This window comes from Paenibacillus polymyxa (assembly GCF_018614975.1).
In the GTDB taxonomy this organism is placed as follows: Bacteria; Bacillota; Bacilli; order Paenibacillales; family Paenibacillaceae; genus Paenibacillus; species Paenibacillus polymyxa_E.
In genome coordinates this window covers 1-23,138 of record NZ_JAGGNR010000044.1, presented here as the reverse complement: position 1 = coordinate 23,138, position 23,138 = coordinate 1, and the positions used below count along the sequence as shown (strand labels likewise).

The window sequence follows — 23,138 nt, the reverse complement described above, 5'->3', positions numbered from 1 at the left end:
TCCGTCACTTATCTTGGTCTTATGTTAATTTACGTATTGGCCAGATATTCGTTAAATCTCCTATAAATCCTTTCGGGAACAGAAAGACTAATTTCAGCTAATTTGGCCTGTATAGTTTCAAAGAATTTTATACAATCTTGTTTTTTGTTTTGTTCAATTAAGAATTCTAATAATATAAACATATATTGTTCATTGAATTCATCTAGTTCAAGCAGCATTTGTAAGCAATTGTATTTTAATAAGGAATTAACTGAGTTTGTGCAAGTAACATATTGTTCAAGCGCATGCAATACGCCTTGCTTTAACCGGAGTCTTATTTGGATAGCCCATAAGTATTCCTCCTCCACTAAAAAATCTCCCTCATAGCAATTAATTAACTGTTGAATAGATTTTTCATCATGATTTTCCCGCTCTAACAATTGATAGAGCTCCTCATAATCACTTTCAATTTCGACATTTAATTGGTAGTGATTATTTACTAATTGAATTGGATCTTGTATTCCCCTTTCTTTTAAAAGCTTTCTCAATTGATAAATAGATGTATGTAAATTACTTGAGGCCTTTTCAAAGTCCAAATTTCGCCATAACTCTTCTACGATGATGGCGTTTAACATTGGTCTTTTTTGATGAAATAATAAATATAAAAAAAGTTCGCGTACTTTCCTTGTACGCCATTTTACTACCTCTTGCTGAGGATCAAGCAGATAAAAACTGCCTAAAGTATGAGCGTATAACAGATTTTTTTTATTAATAGGGGGCACCTTACCTTGTAATTGCGATTTTTTCTGTGCCTTTGTTAGCGCTTTAATCAATCGCTTTTCATGTACAGGTTTTAATAAATAATCGGTAGCCTCTACTTCAAAAGCATCCACTGCAAATTGCGAATGTGCTGTCACAAAAATGATTTGTAAGGAGGGGTGTTTTTGTAACATTTGTCTAGCTATTTGCATACCGTGCACATCGATCATTTCGATATCTAAAAATACAAGTTCAATGGCCTCTTTCTCCAGAAAACGAAGGGCATCTACTGCATTTGTAAATGCCCCTTGGATTGAAACCTGGAATTGTGTTAGCCGTTTAATCATAATACTTAATACATCGATCGCCATTTTTTCATCATCAACAATAATTATGTTCATGCTCCACCACCCTCTGGTAATAAAACGACAATAGTTGTTCCCTTTCCTTCCTCGCTGTATAGACGTAAACTTGCATTTTTCATTAATTTGAATTTTTTTAATGGATTCATAAAGCCAATGCGTGTGCTTTCTTCATTAATCAGCTTCTGAAGTTTTTCCTCTGGAATACCTACACCATTATCATAGATTTTAATTCGGGCAAATTGACCTTCCCGCTGAATACTTACCTCGATAGTACCGCCTGCTTGTTTCTTAGAGATACCGTGGAAAACAGCATTTTCAACTAATGGCTGAATGGAAAGTGCCGGAATCATCAATTGAATGGATTCATCAATATCATATTTAATATTTAAACGATCACCAAAACGCATCTTTTCAATATATAAGTATGCTTTGACAAGCTCCATCTCTTCTTCAACAGAGACAAAGCTATTTCGGTAATGGACATTAAGTTTGGCACGGAAATAGGTTGCCAAACAGTAAAGTGCTTCACGCGTGTTGTCCATATCCGTATAGCTTAAACCAATAATTGTATTAAGCGTGTTATAAACAAAATGCGGTGTGACCTGTGAATACAAATAATTCATTTCTACTTCTATTGCATCGATTGAAGATTGCCGGACGGCTAACAAAGATTCAATGCGAATAAATAGTTCATCCATTGAAATAGGCTTTTGTAAGTAATCATTTGCACCGACTTTTAAAGATAACACTAAATCAGAATGCTTCATGATCGCTGTTAAGATAATAATCGGTAGTTCCAGCATATCATATTGTTTTCGTACTCGCTTACACAGCTCATACCCTGACATTCCGTTCATCATTAAATCAATTAACATACAATCTACCTGATTCGTTTTAATATAGTCTACTGCATCGAAACCATTATCTACTGCAATAACTGTATATCCATTAAGTTTTAGTGCCTCAGCTAATGCCTTTATATTGACATGGTTATCGTCTACCACAAGTATTTTTTTATTATTTCCTTTATAAATGAGTGGCAATTGAAGCTGTAATTCTTTAGCTCCATGCCCGTTAATTGTAGATGATTGCTCAATGCTCATCTGTTCGTCAGTGGCCAATGGCATTGTAAATGTAAATGTAGTACCTTCTCCTACCGTACTTGTAACATAAATCTCGCCTTTTAACTTTTCGACAATGTTTTTAGTAATACTTAATCCCAAACCGAGCCCTTCTTTTTTATGATGATTATTTCCTTGGTAAAAGGCATCAAAGATACGATCAATAATTTGTGCCGGAATACCACAACCTGTATCTCTTACTTGGATGACCATCTGATGTTGATGGACATAGGCTGTAACAGCAATTTCCCCAACCTCTGTATATTTAATAGCGTTGTGCAGCAAGTTGTATAGAACCTGCTTAAAACGTAATTCATCTGTGTATATATTCGGTAATTCCGAATCCACTTCTGCAGTAACACTTACTTGATGATTCTTTGGCATCACACTGCGAATTTCCAACACGACTTCAGTAATAACAGAGGGTGGAACACTACAAGGGTCAACCCGTACTTCTCCTGTCATTTGATTTGAAGAGAACAACAAATCCTCTACTAAATGTCCTAAACGTTGAGTGACGCTATGAATTAAAATGACTTGCTCCTGTTGAGCCCGTTTTAAGGGTCCCTGAGCTCCTTCCATTAAGGATTTTGATAAATTTAAAATACCATTAAGAGGCGTGCGTAATTCATGAGAAGTGTTCAGTAAAAATACATCCTTCATTTGATTATGTGCAAGCAATTCCTCTGATAGTGCCTGGATTTTCAAAATAGCCTGGTTCGCACGGAAATTTAATAACGAAGCAAACCCGAATAATATAAGTAAAAATAATGCGAATTCTGTGTAATCTATGGGAACGCCCATTATAAAGTTAAAAGTCAGTAAAATGGTATAACAACTAATAGCCGAAATCACGATTAGAATATAACGAACGCCTTCTAGACGATGCAGCGTTACTTTAATAAGAGCCCATAAATTATAGAATATTACTGGTGCCGTAACACAGATATACGCTATTTTTCTAAGGAATAACTCCAAATCTGAAGAAGCTCTTTGATTTTGGGTAATTGGGTTATAAATACCATAAAAAATAATTACAAACCCAAGTAAAATCATAAGCATATATATTGTTTTTCGTTTTTGTACATGCGGGTACATCGAATTAATAAACAGTGTTAAAGCTAGTAGCGCTACCGGGATAATACTGAGCTGTAGACGCAATTGATTGAAAGGGAGGATGTCCGGAAATAACAGGAAAAACACTTTTTGGTTAATAAATGACATATAAAGTCCTAATGAAATGGTAAAAATACCAAAAAACAGTTCTTCTTTGCGTTTCCGATTCTGTAAAAATGTAAAGATATAAATGATTCCGAATAACACATGCCCAATAGATACTAATGCGTCTAAAAATACTTTCCAACGATATTGGTGCTGAATGGCTGCCATCGTACCAAATTCAATAGGATAAACAATACCAGCCTGTGGGGAATTGTAGTTGGTTACATGGATAACAATATTCAGTTCTTTATGTTCGCTACGAGCAAATACTGTATATTTATCATCATTCTCGGACCCATATTCACTTAAAACTGTGCTTGTCTTCCCCTTCGCTCCTACCTCTACATCATTTATAAATACACGATTCGCTTGACGAATAGTCCGTATAAACAAACCGTAGAATCCCTCCGTTGGTACATGTACCTTGACATGATAGGTTCCGACTGAAATTCCCTCTTTATTGGGCTCTACGTACTCCCTCCAATTAAATGGCACTTCAAGTGTGATTCGTTTATTCTGATCGTTATCGAGTTCTTCCATAGAAGGAATTAAAACGTTTGGGTAAAAATCCCAATCGCCTTTCAGCTTAACCGGTCTTTGTAATTGCTCAGTAGCTATCTTTACCATTCCATTATGTACAATTTTGGAATGGTTACTGGTAATATAATGCCAATTGCCAAGTGAAAAGACAATAACAAACAGCATGATAATACTCAAAATGATTAGGATATTCCTTTTCATTATCATGCCTCCATATACGAGTGAATTCTTATGTATGTTTACATCATATGGTTAATGTTTTTTTCAATCAACTCCTTTTGGAATGTTATCATACTGCGCTTGAACAAAATCTGAACAACGGATTATGGTTCTAAAACATGTATTCATATCAAAAACACCCAGTCAAGGTTAAGATCCTGGACTGGGTGTTATCCTTTAGCCACACTTCTTATATACAGATATTACCTTTGCAGCACTTACACCTATAGAACGGTTAATTCCACTACGCTTTCATCTTTAGTATTATGGGCAGCATCTTCTAAGTTAGTAACCTTCACAGATACTGTATCAGCCGTTGTAATATCAGCTTGCAAAGTTACAGTCAACTTCGTATTACCTTCTGACCAAACTCCCGATTCTGAATTGAATTCTTGGTCACCGATAAATAACTGACTGAAAGTTACAGGTTCACTAAATGTCAGCTCAACACTTTCACCCATAGTACCTTTTCCATCAGCATTATTATCAACTAATGTTGCTGAAGTAATGGTTGGAGCTTTACTTTCCTTAATAGTGACTTGGAAAACTTTCGTTTTCTGCATCCCATTGTGTGTAAGTGTGGCTGTTAATGTCACCAGATCATCTGCATCGTCATTGCTACTTCTAGTTACCGTACCATTAGCATGGACTGTTGCACCATCAACTGTATCTGCAGTCCATTCGACTGCAACGCCATCTACATCCGTTGGTAATTCTAAAGCTTCAGTTACTCCCTGTAAGGTTGGGTTATTGGCTTTAATTAAGTTTTCATCAATTTTTGCCCGGGCCTCATCAAGTGTTGCCAAAGCTTCAGGATCATACTCATACGCATCTTTTCTTTTTCCAGAACCAGCAGCATCTATATCAAATATAGTAGTATCTGAAACGTTTAAATTTGCATAGTTAATATTATTTCCAATCCCAAATCCATTAGCAACTGGAGCTTTGACAACAATCTCACTTGCACCACTCGTTGTTAAACTAGAGCCTTCTCCTAAAAGAATTCCATATACGGCACCAGTGAAAGTACTTGCTTCCACACTTACTTTACTATCAGTGATATTTACAGTAGCACCTTTGGCAGTTTTAATACCATTGGAACCTCCGTTTGCACCATTTGATGAGATTGTAGAATTAATAATGTCTATTGAAGCACCTTCTACATCAGCTCGTACTCCAGATGCATAATAAGAAATATTGTCAGAATTCGTAAAATGAACTGAAATAGTTGTATCTTTTATTTCTAGTTTTGCATTAGCATTTTTTAATAGAACCCCTGAAGCTCCAAAACCACCACCTGCTGGAAAATCCACCGTTACATGATCAAGTATAACGTCTGCAGATCCACTTATATAAACTGGTCCACGTTCTCCATCCTGAGCTATAATCGAATAGTTACCTTTAACTGTTAGATTTTTCATTGAAACTTCACTTGAACTTGCTGTGACCGCCACTCCAGCCGTAAATACCAATTTATTCTGACCGTCAATAATAATGGGGTTAGCTAGGTCGACTCTAGGAACTGAAATAGTATCTGTCACGGAATCATCCACTGTTATTGTTTTTACCAAACCATTTTTCACATAGTTATGATTAACACTATTTACTACTTCCGTATGGTCTTTTACACGTAAAACAGTAGAAGTGGTAACCTTAAGAATTTCCCCGTCTGCAAAAGTGATTTTTTGCGAATTACCGTTTTTTGTAACAGTTACAGATTTGAGAGAGAATGTACCTGATGCGATGGAACCTTGAGCGATATCTTCATCTGTGTATGAGATTTCTAAGCCTTCAACGGGTTCCCCATTCTGTGAGAAAGTAATCGAATTTTTTATTTTCCCAGCTGCTTCACTTACAACTGCACCATTCTCCCAAATAAAGTCACCTGTTAAGTTATTTTGAACCATTTCATAGGCAAATGGTACATGCTGTAATTTGACCGAATTGGTTATACTTTGACCACCATTTGCATCTTTTACTGAGCCTTCCACTAGGGAAATTTCAGAGCCAACTTTAAAAACATTAGCACTGGTAGTGTCTCCACCGATTGTCATGGTGAGGCTTGTCCCATCTTCAGACCAAACAGCTTGGATTGGATAGTGATCAGTACCCATCCCAAAGACGAAATCTTTCCCAAAAAGATGCTCATCAATACTATGATCCTCTGTGTTCCCGCTATATCGAACGGGTTCACTAAATTTGAATGTAATTGTATCTCCTGGTGAAGTATCTCCGTCTTTATCGATATCATTTAAAATGGCACTCACTAGGTAAGGCTTTTTCGATTCTAACACTGTAGTTTCGATGGAAGCCTCTTTGATTGCATTTCCATTCGTTGCTGTAACATTTAACAAAAGTTTATCATTCTCATTATCTGCAGCATCTTGCATTACGTTTCCTGTTGAAAGATCAATGCTTGCGTTATGGTCACCCACTTTTGTAGCTGAATCCCATTTAAAGATTGTACCATTCGGTCCCACTGTAACTAAATCAAGTGGAGTAGACACCTGCTCTAAGCTTGGGTTGTCTTTTTTAATAAGTGATGGAAGCAATGCCGTATCAACTACTAACTTTAATTCATTCTCTGTTAACGGTTTACCTTTTTCAACAATCGCTTTTTTCACTGCTGTGGTTACATCTGTGATAGTTTCCGGCGTAACACCCTTAATATCAATGCCTGCAAATAGTTTGATTAAAACATCTGCACCCGGTGCTGGTGTTGCATTGATTTTATCTTGCATTACCTCTACAGGGCGTTTAATCGTATGTGTAATTTTACCATTAGCATCCACTGTTACAATAATTTGTGATTCGTTTAAGGAAGGTGCATCTTCTTTAATCGAAATAGTAGCTGTACCCGGACCTTTGGATGTGATGGCGATTTCTCCATCCTTTAAGGCAGCGGTTGCGACCATTTCATTACTTGATGTAACTGTTGTACCAATCATGCCTACAGCAAGTGGGTCTTCGTTGTCTGTATCTTCAATATTATTGGCTTTTAAAGTTTGAGAAACAAATGGATTCGGTGTGCTCCCATTGTTTCCACCGTCTGTTGATCCGCCACCATTAGATCCGCCTCCACTCGAAGGTGCTGTCGGTGTTGTTGGAATTATCGGGGGGGTAGAGCGTTCTACCTGCGCGGTATTAGTCACATTTTTAATTGCTGAAGATATACCTCCCGGGTATTTTACAGCTTCTTCAGGCTTTATATTTACTGGCTTAATTAAAGTATCAATTGTAGTGTCTTTTGGCACAATCAGTTGACTTCCGTATTGTTTCGTTTCTACTTTCGACAGTTGGGCTTTGTTTTCAAGTGTTACTTTTATTGGCGTGTCAATTGTTAAATGGTTTGTTTCAAGCTGTCCTTTTACGACTACGTTCTGATTCCCATTAAAATGGATTGAATTAATTTTACCGGCAACTTCGATACCTGAGACATTATTACCAACCTTAATAGATGGTGTAGCATTATTCGTGACAATTTCAATGTTGTCACGATTCACAACAATTTCGCCTACTGTCGTGTTCGTAAGCTTAATAACTGATTTTTGCTCACGTTTTGCTTCCCCTTTAATGATCAAGTGCCCGTTTAATGAAAGCCCATTGAATTCAATTTGCTTTTGGTCACCTTGTTTAACCGTAATATCACCATTAATATTGGCATTTTCCAGCTTAATATAATCGCCCGCAATGCTTATATTGGCTTCGACAGTACCTCCAGCCAAATCCAATGTTAGCGGGTTATCAATAGTTCCTCCATTGGTCAATTCCAGGTTACGAATACCGATAATTTTTGTGCCAATTTTGATAAAATCTAAATTCGCCTCATTTAATGCTGCTAAATTTTTTGTATGAAGCAATGGCTGAAGTTCTTTTTTGATGTAATATACCTGACCACCCATAGTCATTTTATTGCCGCTAATATCAGAAATAACTTTCTCATCTGGTTGGCGGTTATCACGATATTCCGTTGTTTTCTCGGATCTTATTGTAACTGCTGCCATTTCCCCACGTGTTACTGTCGAAATTCCACCATATTTTTGGGCAGATTGTCCGTTTGTAATACCTAGATCAAATAAGGTTTGAATATATGGAGCAGCCCAATTATTTTTTAATTGTGTATCCGTAAATGGTAAATTAATTTCTTTAGCAGGTTCTAGACCATAGCCATTGACAATAATTTTTGCCATTTGATTTCGTGTAATAGGTGAGTTTGGTTTAAATGTCCCATCCTGAAATCCATCGATAACACCTGCTTCTTTTAATGCTTCTATGTACGGGTATGCCCAGTCACTCGCTGGAACATCCTTAAACGTAGGATTAAAAGATTTAGTAATATTTAATCCTAGATTGAGTGCCAAAATTTTTGAAGCTTCTGCACGTGTTAACAATCCTCCTGGTTTGAATGAACCATCTTTATAACCACTAACAAAACCACGCTCAAATAATTCATTCACATATTCATAATAATCCGAAGCAACTTTGATATCTGTAAAAGTTTCCCCATTCTCACTCGCTTTTATATAATCCGGTGCCACAACGTTAAGTGCACTTGTTGCTATCGTTGTAGCAAGTGCTATTTTGAAAAATTTGTCATATAATACTGTGTTTTTATTCATCTCACAATTTCCTCCTCATGAAGTTTAATTTCAGTTTGATAAGTTATGTCCTTAATTTAACGAAGTACATCTGAACAAAATCTGAACAAAATTAAGACACGAGGGAGAGGGGAATCTGTCACTCAATCGAATTAGGTTATGTATCAATGGCGGATGAAAGCACAGGTGCAGTACAGTCTCGCTTGTGAATGCTTTCGGCAATCTGCCCATGATGGTATAGCGGCCGTGGTGCTGCAAGAATGTCAGGAGTTGCAACGGATGAGGATGAGCACCTTGAGGGTAGTGAGAGTTTATACGAAGTCTTTATTATTCCTGTAAAAGTTCCACGTGAAACGTAGCTTTAGCGCTTGAATCTGGACAAACTTGTAAATGGGTCTCGCGGAGATCTATACTCAAATAAGTGGAAACGCGCCTGCCAGTAGACGAAAGGGCGATGAAGCAAGTGAAAGATTATTCTTTGTGTACGATATTTAATAAACCTTGAGACAGAATTTCGGCAGCCCAATTTTACACTGGATCTGAGCAACACCAGTCGTAAGTAGGAACTATCGATCAGTAGAGAGGATGTATGTGACTCATGAGAGAACTTGAGATTCAAACGAAATACGGTACCGTTCAAGGCGAGCTTTTGCACGGTGCAAGCGTATGGAAAGGCATTCCCTATGCGAAACCCCCGGTAGGTGAGCTGCGTTTCAAGGCTCCGGTACAGCCCGAGTCATGGGATGGAATCAGACAGGCCACTCAATATGGACCCGAGAATATACAACCTCGAAATCATCAACCAGAAGGCCTGACAGAACTCCCGAACGAGTCAGAAGATAGTCTCTATCTGAATATTTGGGCTCCTGGGAAAAAGGAAGCATCCACATTGCCAGTCATGGTATGGATTCACGGCGGTTCCTTCGTGTCAGGTTCGGGTAGCCAGCCGATGTATGATGGTACACAGTTAGCGGTTCGGGGGGACGTCATTGTTGTGACGATCAACTACCGATTAGGACCTTTGGGTTTCCTTCATATGGCTCTATTGGGTGATTCATATGTATCCAATGCAGGTCTGCTGGATCAGGTTGCGGCATTACAGTGGGTGAAGGATAATATTTCTGCTTTTGGTGGTAACCCGGATCAAGTTACGGTGTTCGGCGAATCAGCAGGCAGCATGAGTATTGCAGCACTGATGGCGATGCCAGTGGCCAAAGGACTCTTCCAACGTGCCATTATGGAGAGTGGTGCATCCCAGTTCATGCCTGCGGAGCAAGCTTCAGCCATGCGGGAAGGGATGCTGAAGATTCTTGGGGTGGACCGGGACAACCTGCAGAAGCTAAATACAATCCCTGTAGAGCAGATTATTGCAGCGGGTGAAACGATCAAACAGCAGAGTGGAGCAGGTATGGCATTATTTTTCCAACCTGTAATGGATGGGCAGACACTACCACAGGTACCACTTCAGGCGGTGAGCGAAGGCTCAGCGCAGAACATTCCGGTGCTGATTGGTACGACATTGCACGAGGGAGCACTGTTCATCCAGCCGCATGTGCCTTATTCAAAAGAGATCGATATGGTTCAGGGCGTAGACTTTATGACACCAGATCTGGAGAACCGGGTAGCCATCGCGGATAGTTATCCCAAAACGGCAGATGGACAAGCCCAAGTCATGACCGATATGTTCTTCTGGCGGTCAGCGCTGCAATATGCTGCTGCACAACAGAAATATGCCCCGGTGTGGATGTATCGATTTGATTGGGTGATGCCGGAACATCCCCTGTTAAAAAGAGCGATTCACAGCATCGAAATGTTCTTTGTGTTTAATACATTGCATGTCCTCAAATTCATGAATGCCGAGCCGGATGAAGCTGCGGCGGCACTTGCCCTCAAGGTACAGGATGCCTGGATTTCCTTTGCCAAGAACGGTCAACCTGAAGTTGCGGGTGTGAACTGGCCTGAATATGAGCAGGATCGTGCGACACTAATCTTTAACCATGAGATTGAAGTTGTACATGATCCGGATGCAGCCAAGCGAGAGCTGTTGGGGTTATAATCCAGGCCGGTTATTGTGTATGGATACTCTGAATAACTGTTATTAGCCAATCAAAAGACGACGTTCATTTTTACAATGAAACGTCGTCTTTTTTTGATTTGACCGAAGAAGCAGAACGTAAGAATCGATTCAAGGAAAATCATACATTGTTATATGTCAAACATTATTTACGAGAGGCCTGCGTGCGGGCCACCTCATCGAAGTAGAAGGAACGTTTTTCACGGGAGAAAAGCACGATCAAGACATGAACAAAGAGCACGGCGTAGACTAACATATAGATGCCAGATGTCCCCAAGGAGATCCATATTTGATAAGGCTGAAGCATAACATCCTGGTTACCGGAAAAAGCATAATCGTTGACCAGGCGAATGATCGTAACTAGCAGCCATGGAACATAGAGTGCGACAAACCTTTTGAATAACGATTCACTGGTGGTTGTGCCGGTCTGACGATCCACATAGCGGAATCGCAAGATGGCCGAGCCTGGAGTTACCCCATTTCGTACCCAAGGAATGAAGAACAGCACAATGACCATAGCAATGGACGTACTCAGTGCATCACTGATCACATCAGATGCTGTGAAGATGGAGATCAGATTTGAAAGGAAGACAACAACGACGCCATCGATAATTAACGCGAGCAATTGAGGCATAGTATACACTTGGTTTTGCTCCACAATCTGTTCACTCTTCGCCTGAATGCTTGCACGTGATGGGAATAAAGCAAGCAGGATGGGAGCTGTGAAAAATCCAAGCACGGTTCCTGAAGTATTCAATAATAGGTCATCTACATCGAACAGACGGTAGGGACAATTGTAATACCCGTAGAATCCGGTGATTTGAGTGATCTCGAAGAATAAGGAAAGTCCGAATCCACCAAGCAGAGCATACGTCCAGAACGATCTCTTTTGAAAAAAATAACGGATATATACACCCAGCGGCATGAGAAGCAGGACGTTAAACAACACTTGCAAAAAGGCTCTGCCCTGAATCATTCCGATATAGCTGGATGGCTGAGTCCATACAATGGGTGTTTCTTTCATGATGTCTTTGACAAAAGTGAATGGAACCAGATTGTAGTAGATCGTGTCAGCGGCTTGCTGCGCACAAGTATCTCGCGTAGTGGGAAACGGGAGAATGACGAGGCAATAGGCAGCCAGAATATAAAAGATAAACGAAAAACTGACGCCAAACCGTGACCAGCTGAAGAAGCCGTCTTTGCGATAACCATAGATCAGCCACGGCACCAGCAAGAACATGGCCGCAACGATGAAGATAAAAAAAGCCGTTTGCACAGGAAAAACATACGAGGACATGAGCAGGCACTCCTTTGGTATTCAATATAGTAACATTCGTGGAGACATAGAGAATGTAGGTGGTTGTCGTGTGTATCTAGTAATTACATCATAAGTAGTTACCCTTAAAGTGAGGGATGCAAGAACCTTAAATTTGGTTTAAATTCATCCTTGCAGTGAGCAGCGTATGGAATATACCGTCGAAATCCCTTATACTTGCGGGAAAGCCAATCGTAGAATGGAGAGTATAATACATATGTCTAGTATGCCTAACTGCCCCAAATGTAATTCGGAGTACACGTACGAGGATGGTCAACTGCTGGTTTGCCCGGAGTGTGCGCATGAATGGTCTTTGGAAGCAGACAATGAGAATGTAGAGGATACAAAAGTAATCCGTGATGCCAACGGAAATGTGCTAAGTGATGGCGATACCGTTACGGTCATTAAAGATTTGAAGGTTAAAGGTAGCTCGCTTGTAGTCAAACAGGGCACGAAGGTGAAGAATATCCGCCTGATTGATGGGGATCATGATATTGATTGCAAGATCGACAGCTTGGGTGCAATGAAGTTGAAGTCTGAGTTTGTGAAAAAGATATAAGATAAAATCGAGAAACGTTCAGTTCCGCATTCAATGGGAATTGAACGTTTTTTGTTTGACAGGAAATATTTAGTATATATATACTGGTTGGAATTAAATTCTGAACATGGTTAGGTGGTCTATATATAAGAAAAGGCAGGTGTCAGATCGATGAAGAGAGATCATATCATTGAATATTATTCCGGGTTTGATGAGTGGGGCAGACTGGAGCGGGAACCGATTGAATTCATCATTAACATGCATTACATCAGGGAACATCTCCCTGCTACTGGTTGTATTCTGGATAATGGCGCAGGTCCGGGGAAGTATGCCATGGAGCTTGCGAAGCTGGAGTACCAGATCACTTTGTCGGATCTGACACCTTCCTCCGTGGACACTGCGCGGCAAAAGGCTCAGGAGTTCGGTTTGACAAAGCAATTCGATGGGTTCCATGTTCTCGATGCCACTTCGCTCTCCGGTATGGCTGACGAGACGTATGATGCATCCCTCATGCTGGGGCCGTTATATCATCTGCAGACAGACGACGAGCGCATGGCGGCTGTACGGGAGTTGTACCGTGTGACCAAGACAGGGGGCGTGGTGTTTGTAGCCATGCAAAGCCGAATGCGCATGAGTATCAATTCGCTGCAATCCCCGCAGCACTGGAAACCGAATGATAACATGGCAGCCATCCGTTCTTTTGTAGAAAAGGGCATATTCGATCATCAGGATCAAGGACGATTTACGGGAGCATACTATTTTAATATTCAGGACGTTACGCCCTTCATGGAGCAATATATGGATTTGAAACCGTTGATTTGATTGGTTCATCCAGCCTTAGAGCGATGCTCACGGACGAGCAGCAGCAATACTGGAAAGAGCGTGGCGAGTATGATGAACTCATGCAATATATGATTGAAGCCGCCAAAGACCCTTCCATATTGGGAATCTCATCGCATCTGCTGTACATCGGGAGGAAGAAATAATAGACTTACAGGCAATGCTCTAAAAATCTATGTATTTTAGAATGTCAGCCCGTAAAATACTGTTTCCACATGATATAATATCTCTATCTAATGGTCTGGAGGTGTCACTATGCAATGGAAGGAAGTTCAGGAGCGATTCCCTAATGAATGGGTCGTTTTTGAGGCAACCAAGGCGCATTCTAGAGAAGGCCAGCGTTATATCGAAGAGATGGCAGTGATTGATTCATTTGATGATTCTACGAAGGCACTAAAACGTTATGGTGAATTGCATCAGGAAGATCCCAGACGGGAATACTGCTTTTTTCACACTTCACGTCCAGAAGTTGTGGCAAGAGAACGATATGTTGGCATGAGAGGTCCTCGATGAAAATTTCAGAGGTTTATGGTCTACCCTTCGTAAGCATAAAGCTTGAATTTAGAGGAGAAGTACTACAATTAGAAAAAGTCCTTTTGGATACCGGATCAGCTAGTACATTGTTGAATGCAGATGCAGTTCGGGAAGTAGGAATGGTTCCTGAAGAGGATGATCTCGTTGATATTATAAGAGGTGTAGGCGGTATAGAGTATGTTTATACCAAGTCGCTCGATTCTATAACTGTAGATGAAACAACGATTAATGATTTTCAAGTTGAAATAGGAAATATGAATTATGGTTTAGAGATTGACGGAATTCTGGGATTTAATTTTATGAAACAGACCGGTGTTGTAATTAATGCCAACCTAATGGAACTAAGTATAGATAAGCTGTAATCTATAGAAAATAAGCATAAAAGTGCCCTCTGGAAACAGGGGGTACTTGTGTTTTTCATCAAAATAGTTCAATATTAAGATACATAACAAAAGGTGATCTACTTACAATAGGTAAGACGAGCAACGGATCGCTTCATACCAGGGAGGAACAGACAATGGAAATCGGAATTAGTACATTTGTGGAGACGAATCCGGATGTAAAAACGGGAGAACTTATCAGTCATGCGCAGCGCATTCGCGATGTTGTTGAAGAGATTGTTTTGGCAGATCAGGTGGGTTTGGATGTATATGGCGTGGGAGAACATCATCGTGCTGACTACGCCGCTTCATCACCAGCTGTCATTCTGGCTGCCGCAGCTTCACAGACCAAGAATATTCGCCTAACGAGTGCTGTAACCGTGCTGTCATCGCATGATCCGGTACGGGTATATCAAGATTTTGCGACACTGGACGGCATTTCGAACGGACGTGCAGAGATTATGGCAGGGCGGGGATCATTTATCGAATCGTTCCCACTGTTCGGCTATGATCTGAACGACTACGATGAGTTATTCGACGAGAAACTGGATTTGCTGCTCAAACTGCGTGATTCGGAAAAAGTAACCTGGGAAGGTAAACACCGCCCTTCCTTTAACAATCTGGGCATCTACCCGCGCCCGGTACAGGAGAAACTTCCGGTATGGATTGGCAGTGGTGGTAATCAGGAATCCGTAGTTCGTGCAGGACTGCTCGGTTTGCCACTGGTGCTTGCGATTATTGGTGGCCGTCCGGTACAATTCGCACCACTGGTGGAACTGTACAAGAAAGCAGCTGCACATGCGGGACATGATGCTTCCAAGCTGACCGTTGCTTCTCACTCTCACGGCTTCATTGCCGATACAACAGACGAAGCTGTGGAGAAATTCTTCCCGCCAGCGCAAGCGGTCATGAACATACTGGGTCGTGAACGTGGATGGGGACACTACAGCCGTGCGACATTTGATGCGGCGCGTAGCCTTGAGGGTGCTTTGTACGTGGGTGATGTGGAGACCGTAGCTCAGAAAATTATTTACCTGCGTAAAGAAGTTGGGATTACACGCTTCATGTTGCACACCCCACTCGGCACAATGCCGCACAACGAGGTCATGAGAGCGATCGAACTGCTTGGTAAAGAAGTCGCTCCAATTGTGCGTAAAGAAATTGCACGTTGGGAAGCTGAGAACGAAGAGGCACGTTAATCGACTAAAACCAATACGGAACTATATAGAGTCAACCAAATAAAGGAGCATGCCCTAGGCGTATTACGCCAATGGGTCTGCTCCTTTTTCGGTTATCTTCTAAAAGCATCTTAAACAGTACAGATTTAATGCTTATCCATTCGCAGATGTACTCACGAGGGAGTGTATAACCATTGACAACGTATGATCATAGAGGGTTTTGGCAGCTTCTTCGCTCTCAATATGGCCTCCCAAATACAGATGAATAACACCGTGTAAGGGAGCCCAGATCATCCGAACCGCCAGCAGGGGATCGTGCACCTGAAGCATTCCCTGTTCAATCGCTACCTCAACCAAGGCAGACACTTGTTTCAGTGCAGTTGCTGTTCCCTGTAAGGTCTCTCCGTCTGGTTTGAATTCGGAAAAAGATCCTCCAAACATCAGCTGATAGAAGCTGGATTGAGAAATGCCGAAGTCCCAATAGACGTAGGCCAGATCACGGAAATATTGTTCGAACGATGCCTGACGGGGTATAACTTCAAAATACTTGGCCATGAGGGAACATCCCTCTAAATATAGATGTTTGGCTAACCCTTCTTTTTTGCCGAAGAGATTATATATGATTTTGGTGGAGCACTCCATGCGTTCAGCTACACGGCGTACTGTGACAGCTTCTGGTCCATGCTCTTGCAGTAAAGCAGCAGCAGCATGCACAATATTTTGCCGCAGATTATCTGAGTGCTGCAATCTGGCTTCCTGAAAGGTTGTTACCGTATGTGCAGATTCCGTGGAACCCGAATTAAGATCCTTCATTGATTTCATCCTCGTAACCGTATTGTTGTTGAACAGAAATTAAGAAAGTACGTCGATATATTTTTTTCTTATGGTCATTCTACTGTTTTACGCCGGATAACGTCAATTTAATCCGAATCTAGTAAGTAAGCACCACGTTCCAGATTCAAATTAACAAATGCATTTGACAGCTCCATGGATTTTGGTTACGATGATTCTATAAAGAAACAGTGTTTCTAAATGATAACAAGTGTTCATATTATACACAGAGGATGGATGAGAGATGATAAAGGAACAGCATCAATGGGTACTTATTACAGGTGCTTCTTCAGGTATTGGGGAAATTTTTGCACTTGAAATGGCTTCCAAGGGTAAAAATATCGTGCTGGTGGCCAGAACAGAGTCCAAACTGATTCAATTGGCAGAACGTATAGAACGTACATATCAAGTAAGGGCTGAGGTAATCGTATCAGATCTTTCCGAAGTAGAGGCACCTCAGAACGTATATGAGGAATGCAAGAATCGGGGAATACACATCGATATACTGATCAACAATGCTGGATTTGCTACCCATGGATGTTTTGAACAACTGGATGGTTCCCGGCAGCAGGAGGAGATTATGTTGAACGTGCTTGCCTTGACGAACATGACGCATCTTTTCTTGCCAGACATGTTACAGAAGCGAAATGGTGCTGTCATTAATGTATCGTCGACGGCTGCCTTTCAACCTGATCCGTATATGGCTGTGTATGGAGCGACAAAGGCATATGTACTTTCTTTTACCGAGGCATTGTACGAAGAAAACAGAAAGCGGGGCGTTCAGTTTTTGGCACTATGCCCAGGCTCAACCGAGACCTCGTTCTTTGATGTAGTGGGCGCTGATGAAGCCTCGGTGGGCAAACGTGATACACCTGAGCATGTCGTGGCCGTGGCCATGAGGGCACTGGAGTCAGGCAAACCTTATGCTGTGCCGGGGGCCAGGAATTATTGGACAGCGCAGTTCACCCGCTTCATATCACGCAAGTTGATGTTGCGAATCGTAGGAAGTATGCTCCGTCCACGTTCCAAGGGTGGTAAAGCAGAAAATATTCAGGTCTGATTAGTGGTATTGAGTAAAAGCTTCAGGCCAAAATGCCTTTGGCCCGAGCTTCCTTTATCCAATCTGGAAATTCAGTAAGCAGACGATCGTACAATTCTTCATCGCTGATCTTGGAGATATCGTCGAGAGCAAAAAAGTCAGCATTATCGATGAAACGTCCAGTCATGTCATCGAGTTTCTCCAGAATACCGTAATTGGCTTGTCCCAGGCCAACGAATTGCCAGAACAGGTTTTTGGTTGAGCTTTCGGTAATAAGCCGCATAATTTTCCCTTTTTGACTGACTCCACCATCGCTAAAAAAGATAATATACGTTGGAATTTTCACATCGGGTTCCTCGATCGTATATTTGCGAATGACATCCTGCATCACAGGTGGTTCGTTATTGGTACCGCCTTTGCTTCCCAGCGTATATGTGCGTTCAATATAATTCTCGAAATCCCTGGCGGTGACGCTTGGGGCACGCAAAAAGTCTTTGGCGAAGAACCAGACGTCCAACTCTCCGTTATCATCAAACGCTGATGCAATCGCCAGGATACGCTCGAAGGCTTCTTGCACGATACCTTTGCGATACAGATGGTACATGGAGCCTGATGCATCAAATACAACGGCAACACGTGCCTGTATTGGTTCGATCTTTTTCTTTTGCAAAGACAGGGTTACTTTACGCTTAAGGAGATCGATCTTGGTCAGGTTAAGCGGCGCATGATTCGTGTTTGGCGCAGCAACAGGTGTCAAGACTTCTGGAGAGGCGGCTGCTACTTCAGCTTGTGCCGTGAGAAGAACCTGTTCGGCTTCCGAGGTGTCGTTACTCTCAATTTCAACACCGAATGACTCTGCCAGCGGTTGCAACCCACCAAAGAAACCTCGTCCAATCGCACGAACTTTGAACCCGTCACGATACTTATAGATTTCAATAAAAATAAGAGCTGTTTCCGCAGTGACCTGCGTGATCTCATAAATGATCTGTTGGGAACCGGCTTGCACAATCGCCTGACATGCCTGAACATCGGCGAAAGTACCTCCCGCATCCAGAGTAGCCGTAAACACACACTTTTCCACAGGGGCCTGCCGTAATGTATTCGTATCCAGTACAAAAGAGGATTTCAGTTCCTCTGCTTGTTGCAGAAGCACACTTTGATGGGGATCGGCCTTCTGATTATAAAATACAAAATAGTCGTCAGATGGGACTTTTCCCTCTTCGTTCACCATAAAGCAGCTAACATCCAAGGGAGAAGGAGATGATGTACATTGAATAGTTACCCGAAGTTGGGTGAATTCGTCGATACTGATATTCTGGCCTGTGTTTAAGTGGATAAACGAATCTGTCATAATCGGATGCGCCTCTTTTCTCCAATATAATGGTTGAAAATGTACAGTAACAAGATCGATTCTGAGACAAATGTTTCCATAAGTCAATCTTTTCACCGTTGACCCTAGAGCAGGTGTTGGAGGCCTATATGGCATTGGAGCAGCTCACACCGGAAGAATTAAAGGAGCGGTATAGTCTGGACCAGATGATCGCTGAAGGTGTCTATCCTGTCATGGAAGATTGGGACGCGGAAGAGACATTTCAGGAGATCGTTCAGACCGTGGATGATATCCAGGTTTTGTTTCAGGCCACGGCTGCAAGTGGGAACGGGTTCATCTTTTATGTTTTCTAAGTGAGCACTGAAATGATGATGGAAAATGTCAGGCCGACATTGGGACAGGTTTGAACTACGCCTATTCGGGTTATTGATAGACACAAGGCTCAGGCCTTGATACATGACAATCCGTTAGAAGAGAGGGAATGCGATATGACACAGGATCAGAACGAAGAGAACAAAGCGATTCAAGAGGACGAGCCGGATCAATTCGAGACTCCCGCAACTGCGGAAGATGAAGAAACGGATGAGAAACTCGCAGAAGATCAGGAGCAAGAATAACTCCCAGCATTGCATAATGAAGCAGGATGTTTTATCGAAACATACAATATGCTGAAATATAGATAGACCAGAGGTCGGACATGTTCCGGCCTTTTGGTTTATTTTTTGCGTATCCGTTTACAAGAATTACCTATGCCTTCATAATGGAAATGAACCATATTTTTCTGAGGAGGAGATCATATTAAGAATCGGAAGTTAGTCCAATGGATGGCAGTGCCACTTGTATTATTAATGGTTGTTCTTACAGGATGTCAGGCTGTGGGTGGAGTAGACGTTGGCAAAGCAATGGCCAATGGCGCGAGTATCAAGTCCGGTGAATCCAGACAATCCATGAATATAAACGTAGAACCGGCTAAGGAATTTGCTACAGAGAAAGACCTTGAAATGATTGAACTTATTAATTCCATATCCCTGGATATTGATCAAGCCAAAATGAAAGATGCGAAGACTGCATCGATCAAAGGTACACTGAGCATGGAGGGAACGAAGTTACCTTTCCACCTGTCCATGAATGAGTCCCAATTGGTCATTGATCTGGACGGAGCCCAGAAACCGCTGTACATGTCTCTGGATACGTTCCAGGATGCACAGGCTCTTCCAATGGTGGATACGAAGGCTCTGGAGAAACAACTCGAGGAGCTTTCCCCGAAACTGTTCTCTTTTGTCCTGAAGCATCTATCCAATCCGAAGACCATTTCCGTAACACCGGTACAGGAATCCGTGAATGGCGAAGCACTCAGCCTCTCCAAGCTGCATCTGGAAGTTAGTGGTGAAGAGATGCTTGCCATGGTTAAACCGTTCCTGACGAGTATTTCGAAGGATGAGCAGGGACTCAAGGATCTGATTGGAGATCTGTACGATGTGTTCTACCCTGTACTGGAAGCTGTGAATGAGGTAGAAGGCGGGGGAGATGAAACGCTGAATTCCATCGTTCCTGAATCGAAAGATGAAGCCGTTGCATCACTATATGCCATCATCAAAGTAGGACTGGACAGTATGCTGGTCAATTATGATCAGGAGCTGAACAACCTGTTGAATGAGACCCCTGAATTCAAAACGGTCTTTGGCACAGATACCAAACTGAAATTGGATTTTTATCTCGACAGCAAGCTGGATGTACGCAAGCAAAACTTTGAGCTGAAAGTAGCGTTGCCTGCTTCCGAAGATCTGCCGGTGAACTCTGTAACGGTAAGTGGAGATAGTGAACAGTGGAATATCGGTGGCACGGTTGCAGTTGATGAAGTGGATGTATCGGGTGGCGTTATGGATCTGATGAAGGATGATATTACACCTGGTCAGATGCTGCGCAATTTTGATTCCAATTCACTGGCATACCAATTGCTGAAAGATGAAGCTGGAATCACGAGTAAAAGTGTAGTGCTCTTCCCGGATGATGAATACGCTGGGGCGATCACGGTTAAGAATACAACATTTGTTCCGCTTCGCTACGTGTCTGAAGAATTGGATGCTGAAGTGAAATGGACCAAAGGCTCGAACCAAATCGTTGTCATTGACGACATCACTGGTGATGAGATTGTCCTGACTGTAGGTTCCAAGAAGGCAACCGTTGCGGGTAAAGAAGTAACCATGGTGGAATCCGCTTATGTAGGCAAGGACGGCAAGACGTATGTGCCGCTGCGCTTTATGGCTGAATCCCTTGGAGCTACTGTAGATAAGGAACAAGAAACAGGCTGGATTTACATTGACCGTCCTTAATTGAGACGTTATAAGTAAGCCTTAGTTAGAGAGGGGATTTCAGAGTATGCCAGATTTCTCGTAATGATTGTGAAAAGAACACCGCAAAAATTCCGTTAGACCATGAACGGGATACGTGTGTCCTTTTGACCCATTACGAGGAACTTCGGCGTTTCTGAAATGATGAAACGGATCGAGGAGTGCCTCTATTAGAGGTGCTCCTCTTTGTTGTGTCATCCTAAATAAATCCCCAGAGGTGTTGTATATGAAAAGCCAATTATTCATCCATTCAAACTCGATTACGTTGCGTCCATTTACGCTGGAAGATCAGGCTGCTGTGTATGCATTAACCCAACAACCTGAAATCACAGACATCCTGCCCGATTGGAAGATGACCGAGGAGCAGTTGCGCGAATTTTTACAATTTGTTGTTGGCAGTTATGAACAGTTCAACCCGGAAGATGTACGTATCCTGTTTGCCGTTGTACACAATGAAGATCAGCGTGTCATTGGTTGGTGTGGCGTATTTCCAAATGACCTGCTGGATCGTGATGACCGTGAAGTGGCTTACGCCATCTCCCGGGATTACCGGAATAAAGGATACATTACAGAGGCAGTTCGAGCCCTAACAGCATATTTATTTGAGCATACCTTGCTGGATCGAATTGTGGGCATTGTGAAGCCCCTCAATCAGCCGTCACGCAAAGTTCTGGAGCATGCGGGTTTTCGTTATATCTCTCGCAGAATGTTTATGGACAAGGAGTGCTACGATTATTTTGAACTGCTCAAAGTAAAGACCGAACCAGTGCAACCGAAGCAGATACATTCTGAAATTCGCTTACGACGAGCACAGCAGGAAGATGCTGTTGTACTTACAGAGATTTGCACTCGTGTTTTTGATCATGTCATAAAATTCTGGGCGGATAATGAGGAGGATATCGATAGCAATCTATGCCCGCCTGATTATTCGTCAGTTCGCATGCATCGTTACGTGATCCGTGAATGGGATTATTATGTTGTAGAATCAGATGGATGTGTTATTGGCGGAGTGAGTGTTAACGTGCTTGGACGAAAACATGCCAGGATCGATAAGATCTATATTGACCCCGTATGCCAGGGCCGTGGCGTGGGAACTCAAGTCATGAGGCTTATTGAGGCTGAATTTCCGCAGATTGAAACCTGGAAGCTGGAGACCTCAGGTCGGCAGCTGGATAATCATCATTTTTACGAAAAAATGGGATATGTTTGTATCTATGCATCTGAGGATGAGTTTGTATATGAGAAGAACATGTTGGTTGATTCTTTTGATCCAACATGTGATGAGACATTAGCCAAGGACTCGGGTGAGTCGGTGGTTGAATATGTTCAAGCTAATCTGGACTCAGTCCGTTACAGCACCAGTAATCTGACCAATAGTCGGATAACCGACTGCAACTTAAGTGGAAGCAAATTTACCAATCTAAATATGACCAATATATTGCTAGCTGATTTACGCCTAACCGACAGCAAGATTGAATTCTGTGCTTTGGATGGCGTTCAATTCCAAGATACACACCTTGGATCTAACCGTGTACCCATGCAGTGGGCGCATTGTGATCTTGGGGGAAGTCGTTTTATCGATTGCGATCTATCTGGAGTGCAGTTGGAACAGTGTCAAGTGATCGGGATGAAGATCAACGGAGTAGAAGTAGAGGAATTACTTGCAGCCCATGAGGCTATGAAGTCCTGAAAGGCGCCTCGTTCCCTTCCTGCTGTCCGGCGAAGCACCATTTATCAATGGAGCTATTATTCCAATCGATGGTGCACAGTCAGCCAAATATTGATCCCATAATCATCAACAGCACATCGATGCGGCATAGATATATACTGAAGAACGCCCTTTTTCGCCAATGTGATATGCTCCCCCCATAGTAGACAGTAGAAAAAAACAAAACTTCTACGTCTATTATGAGGGGAGTTTTCTCA

At 42.0% G+C, this 23,138-nt stretch carries 18 protein-coding genes; 12 read left to right on the top strand and 6 right to left on the bottom strand.

Annotated elements, in window-relative coordinates:
• Positions 1-29 precede the first annotated feature (29 nt).
• The 3 genes from J7E78_RS25570 to J7E78_RS25560 all read right to left on the bottom strand — a co-directional run bounded on the left by J7E78_RS25570 (position 30) and on the right by J7E78_RS25560 (position 8,823).
• Positions 30-1,139 carry a response regulator gene (locus J7E78_RS25570; RefSeq protein WP_215079169.1) on the bottom strand — a complete coding sequence of 370 codons (1,110 nt, stop codon included), beginning with the start codon at positions 1,137-1,139 and terminating at the stop codon, positions 30-32.
• A complete protein-coding gene (locus tag J7E78_RS25565; RefSeq protein WP_215079167.1) occupies positions 1,136-4,186 on the bottom strand; it encodes a sensor histidine kinase in 3,051 nt (1,016 codons plus the stop codon). Before J7E78_RS25565 ends, J7E78_RS25570 begins: the two co-directional genes overlap by 4 nt.
• 242 nt (positions 4,187-4,428) lie before the next feature.
• Complete coding sequence (locus J7E78_RS25560; RefSeq protein WP_215079165.1) at positions 4,429-8,823, bottom strand: S-layer homology domain-containing protein; 4,395 nt, start codon at positions 8,821-8,823, stop codon at positions 4,429-4,431.
• 577 nt (positions 8,824-9,400) lie between these two features.
• On the opposite strand from J7E78_RS25560, the gene J7E78_RS25555 reads away from it, so the two are divergent.
• Positions 9,401-10,858, top strand: coding sequence for a carboxylesterase/lipase family protein (locus J7E78_RS25555; RefSeq protein WP_215079163.1), 1,458 nt, complete (start codon positions 9,401-9,403; stop codon positions 10,856-10,858).
• A gap of 163 nt (positions 10,859-11,021) precedes the next feature.
• On the opposite strand, the gene J7E78_RS25550 is transcribed toward J7E78_RS25555, so the two are convergent.
• Complete coding sequence (locus J7E78_RS25550; RefSeq protein ID WP_215079161.1) at positions 11,022-12,173, bottom strand: VanZ family protein; 1,152 nt, start codon at positions 12,171-12,173, stop codon at positions 11,022-11,024.
• A 235-nt stretch (positions 12,174-12,408) separates the two neighbouring features.
• Between J7E78_RS25550 and J7E78_RS25545 the strand changes: the two genes are divergently transcribed.
• The 6 genes from J7E78_RS25545 to J7E78_RS25525 all read left to right on the top strand — a co-directional run bounded on the left by J7E78_RS25545 (position 12,409) and on the right by J7E78_RS25525 (position 15,682).
• Positions 12,409-12,750, top strand: coding sequence for a zinc ribbon domain-containing protein YjdM (locus tag J7E78_RS25545; protein ID WP_215079159.1), 342 nt, complete (start codon positions 12,409-12,411; stop codon positions 12,748-12,750).
• A 150-nt stretch (positions 12,751-12,900) separates the two neighbouring features.
• The gene (locus J7E78_RS25540) at positions 12,901-13,551 is read left to right on the top strand and encodes a class I SAM-dependent methyltransferase (RefSeq protein WP_311518024.1); all 651 of its coding nucleotides are present in this window, start codon (positions 12,901-12,903) and stop codon (positions 13,549-13,551) included.
• Positions 13,548-13,715, top strand: coding sequence for a hypothetical protein (locus J7E78_RS29860; RefSeq protein ID WP_311518022.1), 168 nt, complete (start codon positions 13,548-13,550; stop codon positions 13,713-13,715). The genes J7E78_RS25540 and J7E78_RS29860 overlap by 4 nt, the downstream gene beginning before the upstream one ends.
• A gap of 109 nt (positions 13,716-13,824) precedes the next feature.
• Entirely contained in the window at positions 13,825-14,082 is a 258-nt protein-coding gene (locus J7E78_RS25535) for a hypothetical protein (RefSeq protein ID WP_047840923.1), read from the top strand.
• A complete protein-coding gene (locus tag J7E78_RS25530; protein ID WP_215079156.1) occupies positions 14,079-14,465 on the top strand; it encodes a retropepsin-like aspartic protease in 387 nt (128 codons plus the stop codon). Before J7E78_RS25535 ends, J7E78_RS25530 begins: the two co-directional genes overlap by 4 nt.
• 155 nt (positions 14,466-14,620) lie before the next feature.
• Positions 14,621-15,682, top strand: a complete 1,062-nt coding sequence (locus J7E78_RS25525) for an LLM class flavin-dependent oxidoreductase (RefSeq protein ID WP_036612299.1) — start codon at positions 14,621-14,623, stop codon at positions 15,680-15,682.
• Between the two features lie 132 nt (positions 15,683-15,814).
• Here J7E78_RS25525 and J7E78_RS25520 read toward each other — a convergent pair whose 3' ends face one another.
• Positions 15,815-16,474: a TetR/AcrR family transcriptional regulator gene (locus tag J7E78_RS25520; protein ID WP_215079154.1), complete on the bottom strand. Its 660-nt coding sequence runs from the start codon at positions 16,472-16,474 to the stop codon at positions 15,815-15,817.
• Between the two features lie 262 nt (positions 16,475-16,736).
• Here J7E78_RS25520 and J7E78_RS25515 point away from each other — a divergent pair, with 262 nt between their 5' ends.
• Positions 16,737-17,552 (top strand): SDR family NAD(P)-dependent oxidoreductase, encoded by an 816-nt coding sequence (locus J7E78_RS25515; protein WP_215079152.1) that lies wholly within the window; start codon positions 16,737-16,739, stop codon positions 17,550-17,552.
• A gap of 22 nt (positions 17,553-17,574) precedes the next feature.
• On the opposite strand, the gene J7E78_RS25510 is transcribed toward J7E78_RS25515, so the two are convergent.
• Complete coding sequence (locus tag J7E78_RS25510; RefSeq protein ID WP_215079150.1) at positions 17,575-18,882, bottom strand: VWA domain-containing protein; 1,308 nt, start codon at positions 18,880-18,882, stop codon at positions 17,575-17,577.
• A gap of 98 nt (positions 18,883-18,980) precedes the next feature.
• On the opposite strand from J7E78_RS25510, the gene J7E78_RS25505 reads away from it, so the two are divergent.
• From J7E78_RS25505 to J7E78_RS25495, 4 genes are all read left to right on the top strand, one after another.
• On the top strand, positions 18,981-19,214 hold the full coding sequence (locus J7E78_RS25505) for a DUF1877 family protein (protein ID WP_285229471.1): 234 nt from the start codon (positions 18,981-18,983) through the stop codon (positions 19,212-19,214).
• A 135-nt stretch (positions 19,215-19,349) separates the two neighbouring features.
• On the top strand, positions 19,350-19,478 hold the full coding sequence (locus J7E78_RS29750; RefSeq protein WP_017691584.1) for a hypothetical protein: 129 nt from the start codon (positions 19,350-19,352) through the stop codon (positions 19,476-19,478).
• A 207-nt stretch (positions 19,479-19,685) separates the two neighbouring features.
• On the top strand, positions 19,686-21,194 hold the full coding sequence (locus J7E78_RS25500) for a copper amine oxidase N-terminal domain-containing protein (RefSeq protein WP_215079145.1): 1,509 nt from the start codon (positions 19,686-19,688) through the stop codon (positions 21,192-21,194).
• A gap of 244 nt (positions 21,195-21,438) precedes the next feature.
• Positions 21,439-22,902: a GNAT family N-acetyltransferase gene (locus J7E78_RS25495; RefSeq protein ID WP_215079143.1), complete on the top strand. Its 1,464-nt coding sequence runs from the start codon at positions 21,439-21,441 to the stop codon at positions 22,900-22,902.
• The last annotated feature ends 236 nt before the right edge of the window (positions 22,903-23,138 follow it).

Bases quoted from the DNA above. Each gene is read 5' to 3' on its own strand.
- J7E78_RS25570 (WP_215079169.1), bottom strand. From the start codon at position 1,139: ATGAACATAATTATTGTTGATGATGAAAAAATGGCGATCGATGTATTA.
- J7E78_RS25565 (WP_215079167.1), bottom strand. From the start codon at position 4,186: ATGAAAAGGAATATCCTAATCATTTTGAGTATTATCATGCTGTTTGTT.
- J7E78_RS25560 (WP_215079165.1), bottom strand. From the start codon at position 8,823: ATGAATAAAAACACAGTATTATATGACAAATTTTTCAAAATAGCACTT.
- J7E78_RS25555 (WP_215079163.1), top strand. From the start codon at position 9,401: ATGAGAGAACTTGAGATTCAAACGAAATACGGTACCGTTCAAGGCGAG.
- J7E78_RS25550 (WP_215079161.1), bottom strand. From the start codon at position 12,173: ATGTCCTCGTATGTTTTTCCTGTGCAAACGGCTTTTTTTATCTTCATC.
- J7E78_RS25545 (WP_215079159.1), top strand. From the start codon at position 12,409: ATGTCTAGTATGCCTAACTGCCCCAAATGTAATTCGGAGTACACGTAC.
- J7E78_RS25540 (WP_311518024.1), top strand. From the start codon at position 12,901: ATGAAGAGAGATCATATCATTGAATATTATTCCGGGTTTGATGAGTGG.
- J7E78_RS25535 (WP_047840923.1), top strand. From the start codon at position 13,825: ATGCAATGGAAGGAAGTTCAGGAGCGATTCCCTAATGAATGGGTCGTT.
- J7E78_RS25530 (WP_215079156.1), top strand. From the start codon at position 14,079: ATGAAAATTTCAGAGGTTTATGGTCTACCCTTCGTAAGCATAAAGCTT.
- J7E78_RS25525 (WP_036612299.1), top strand. From the start codon at position 14,621: ATGGAAATCGGAATTAGTACATTTGTGGAGACGAATCCGGATGTAAAA.
- J7E78_RS25520 (WP_215079154.1), bottom strand. From the start codon at position 16,474: ATGAAGGATCTTAATTCGGGTTCCACGGAATCTGCACATACGGTAACA.
- J7E78_RS25515 (WP_215079152.1), top strand. From the start codon at position 16,737: ATGATAAAGGAACAGCATCAATGGGTACTTATTACAGGTGCTTCTTCA.
- J7E78_RS25510 (WP_215079150.1), bottom strand. From the start codon at position 18,882: ATGACAGATTCGTTTATCCACTTAAACACAGGCCAGAATATCAGTATC.
- J7E78_RS29750 (WP_017691584.1), top strand. From the start codon at position 19,350: ATGACACAGGATCAGAACGAAGAGAACAAAGCGATTCAAGAGGACGAG.
- J7E78_RS25500 (WP_215079145.1), top strand. From the start codon at position 19,686: ATGGCAGTGCCACTTGTATTATTAATGGTTGTTCTTACAGGATGTCAG.
- J7E78_RS25495 (WP_215079143.1), top strand. From the start codon at position 21,439: ATGAAAAGCCAATTATTCATCCATTCAAACTCGATTACGTTGCGTCCA.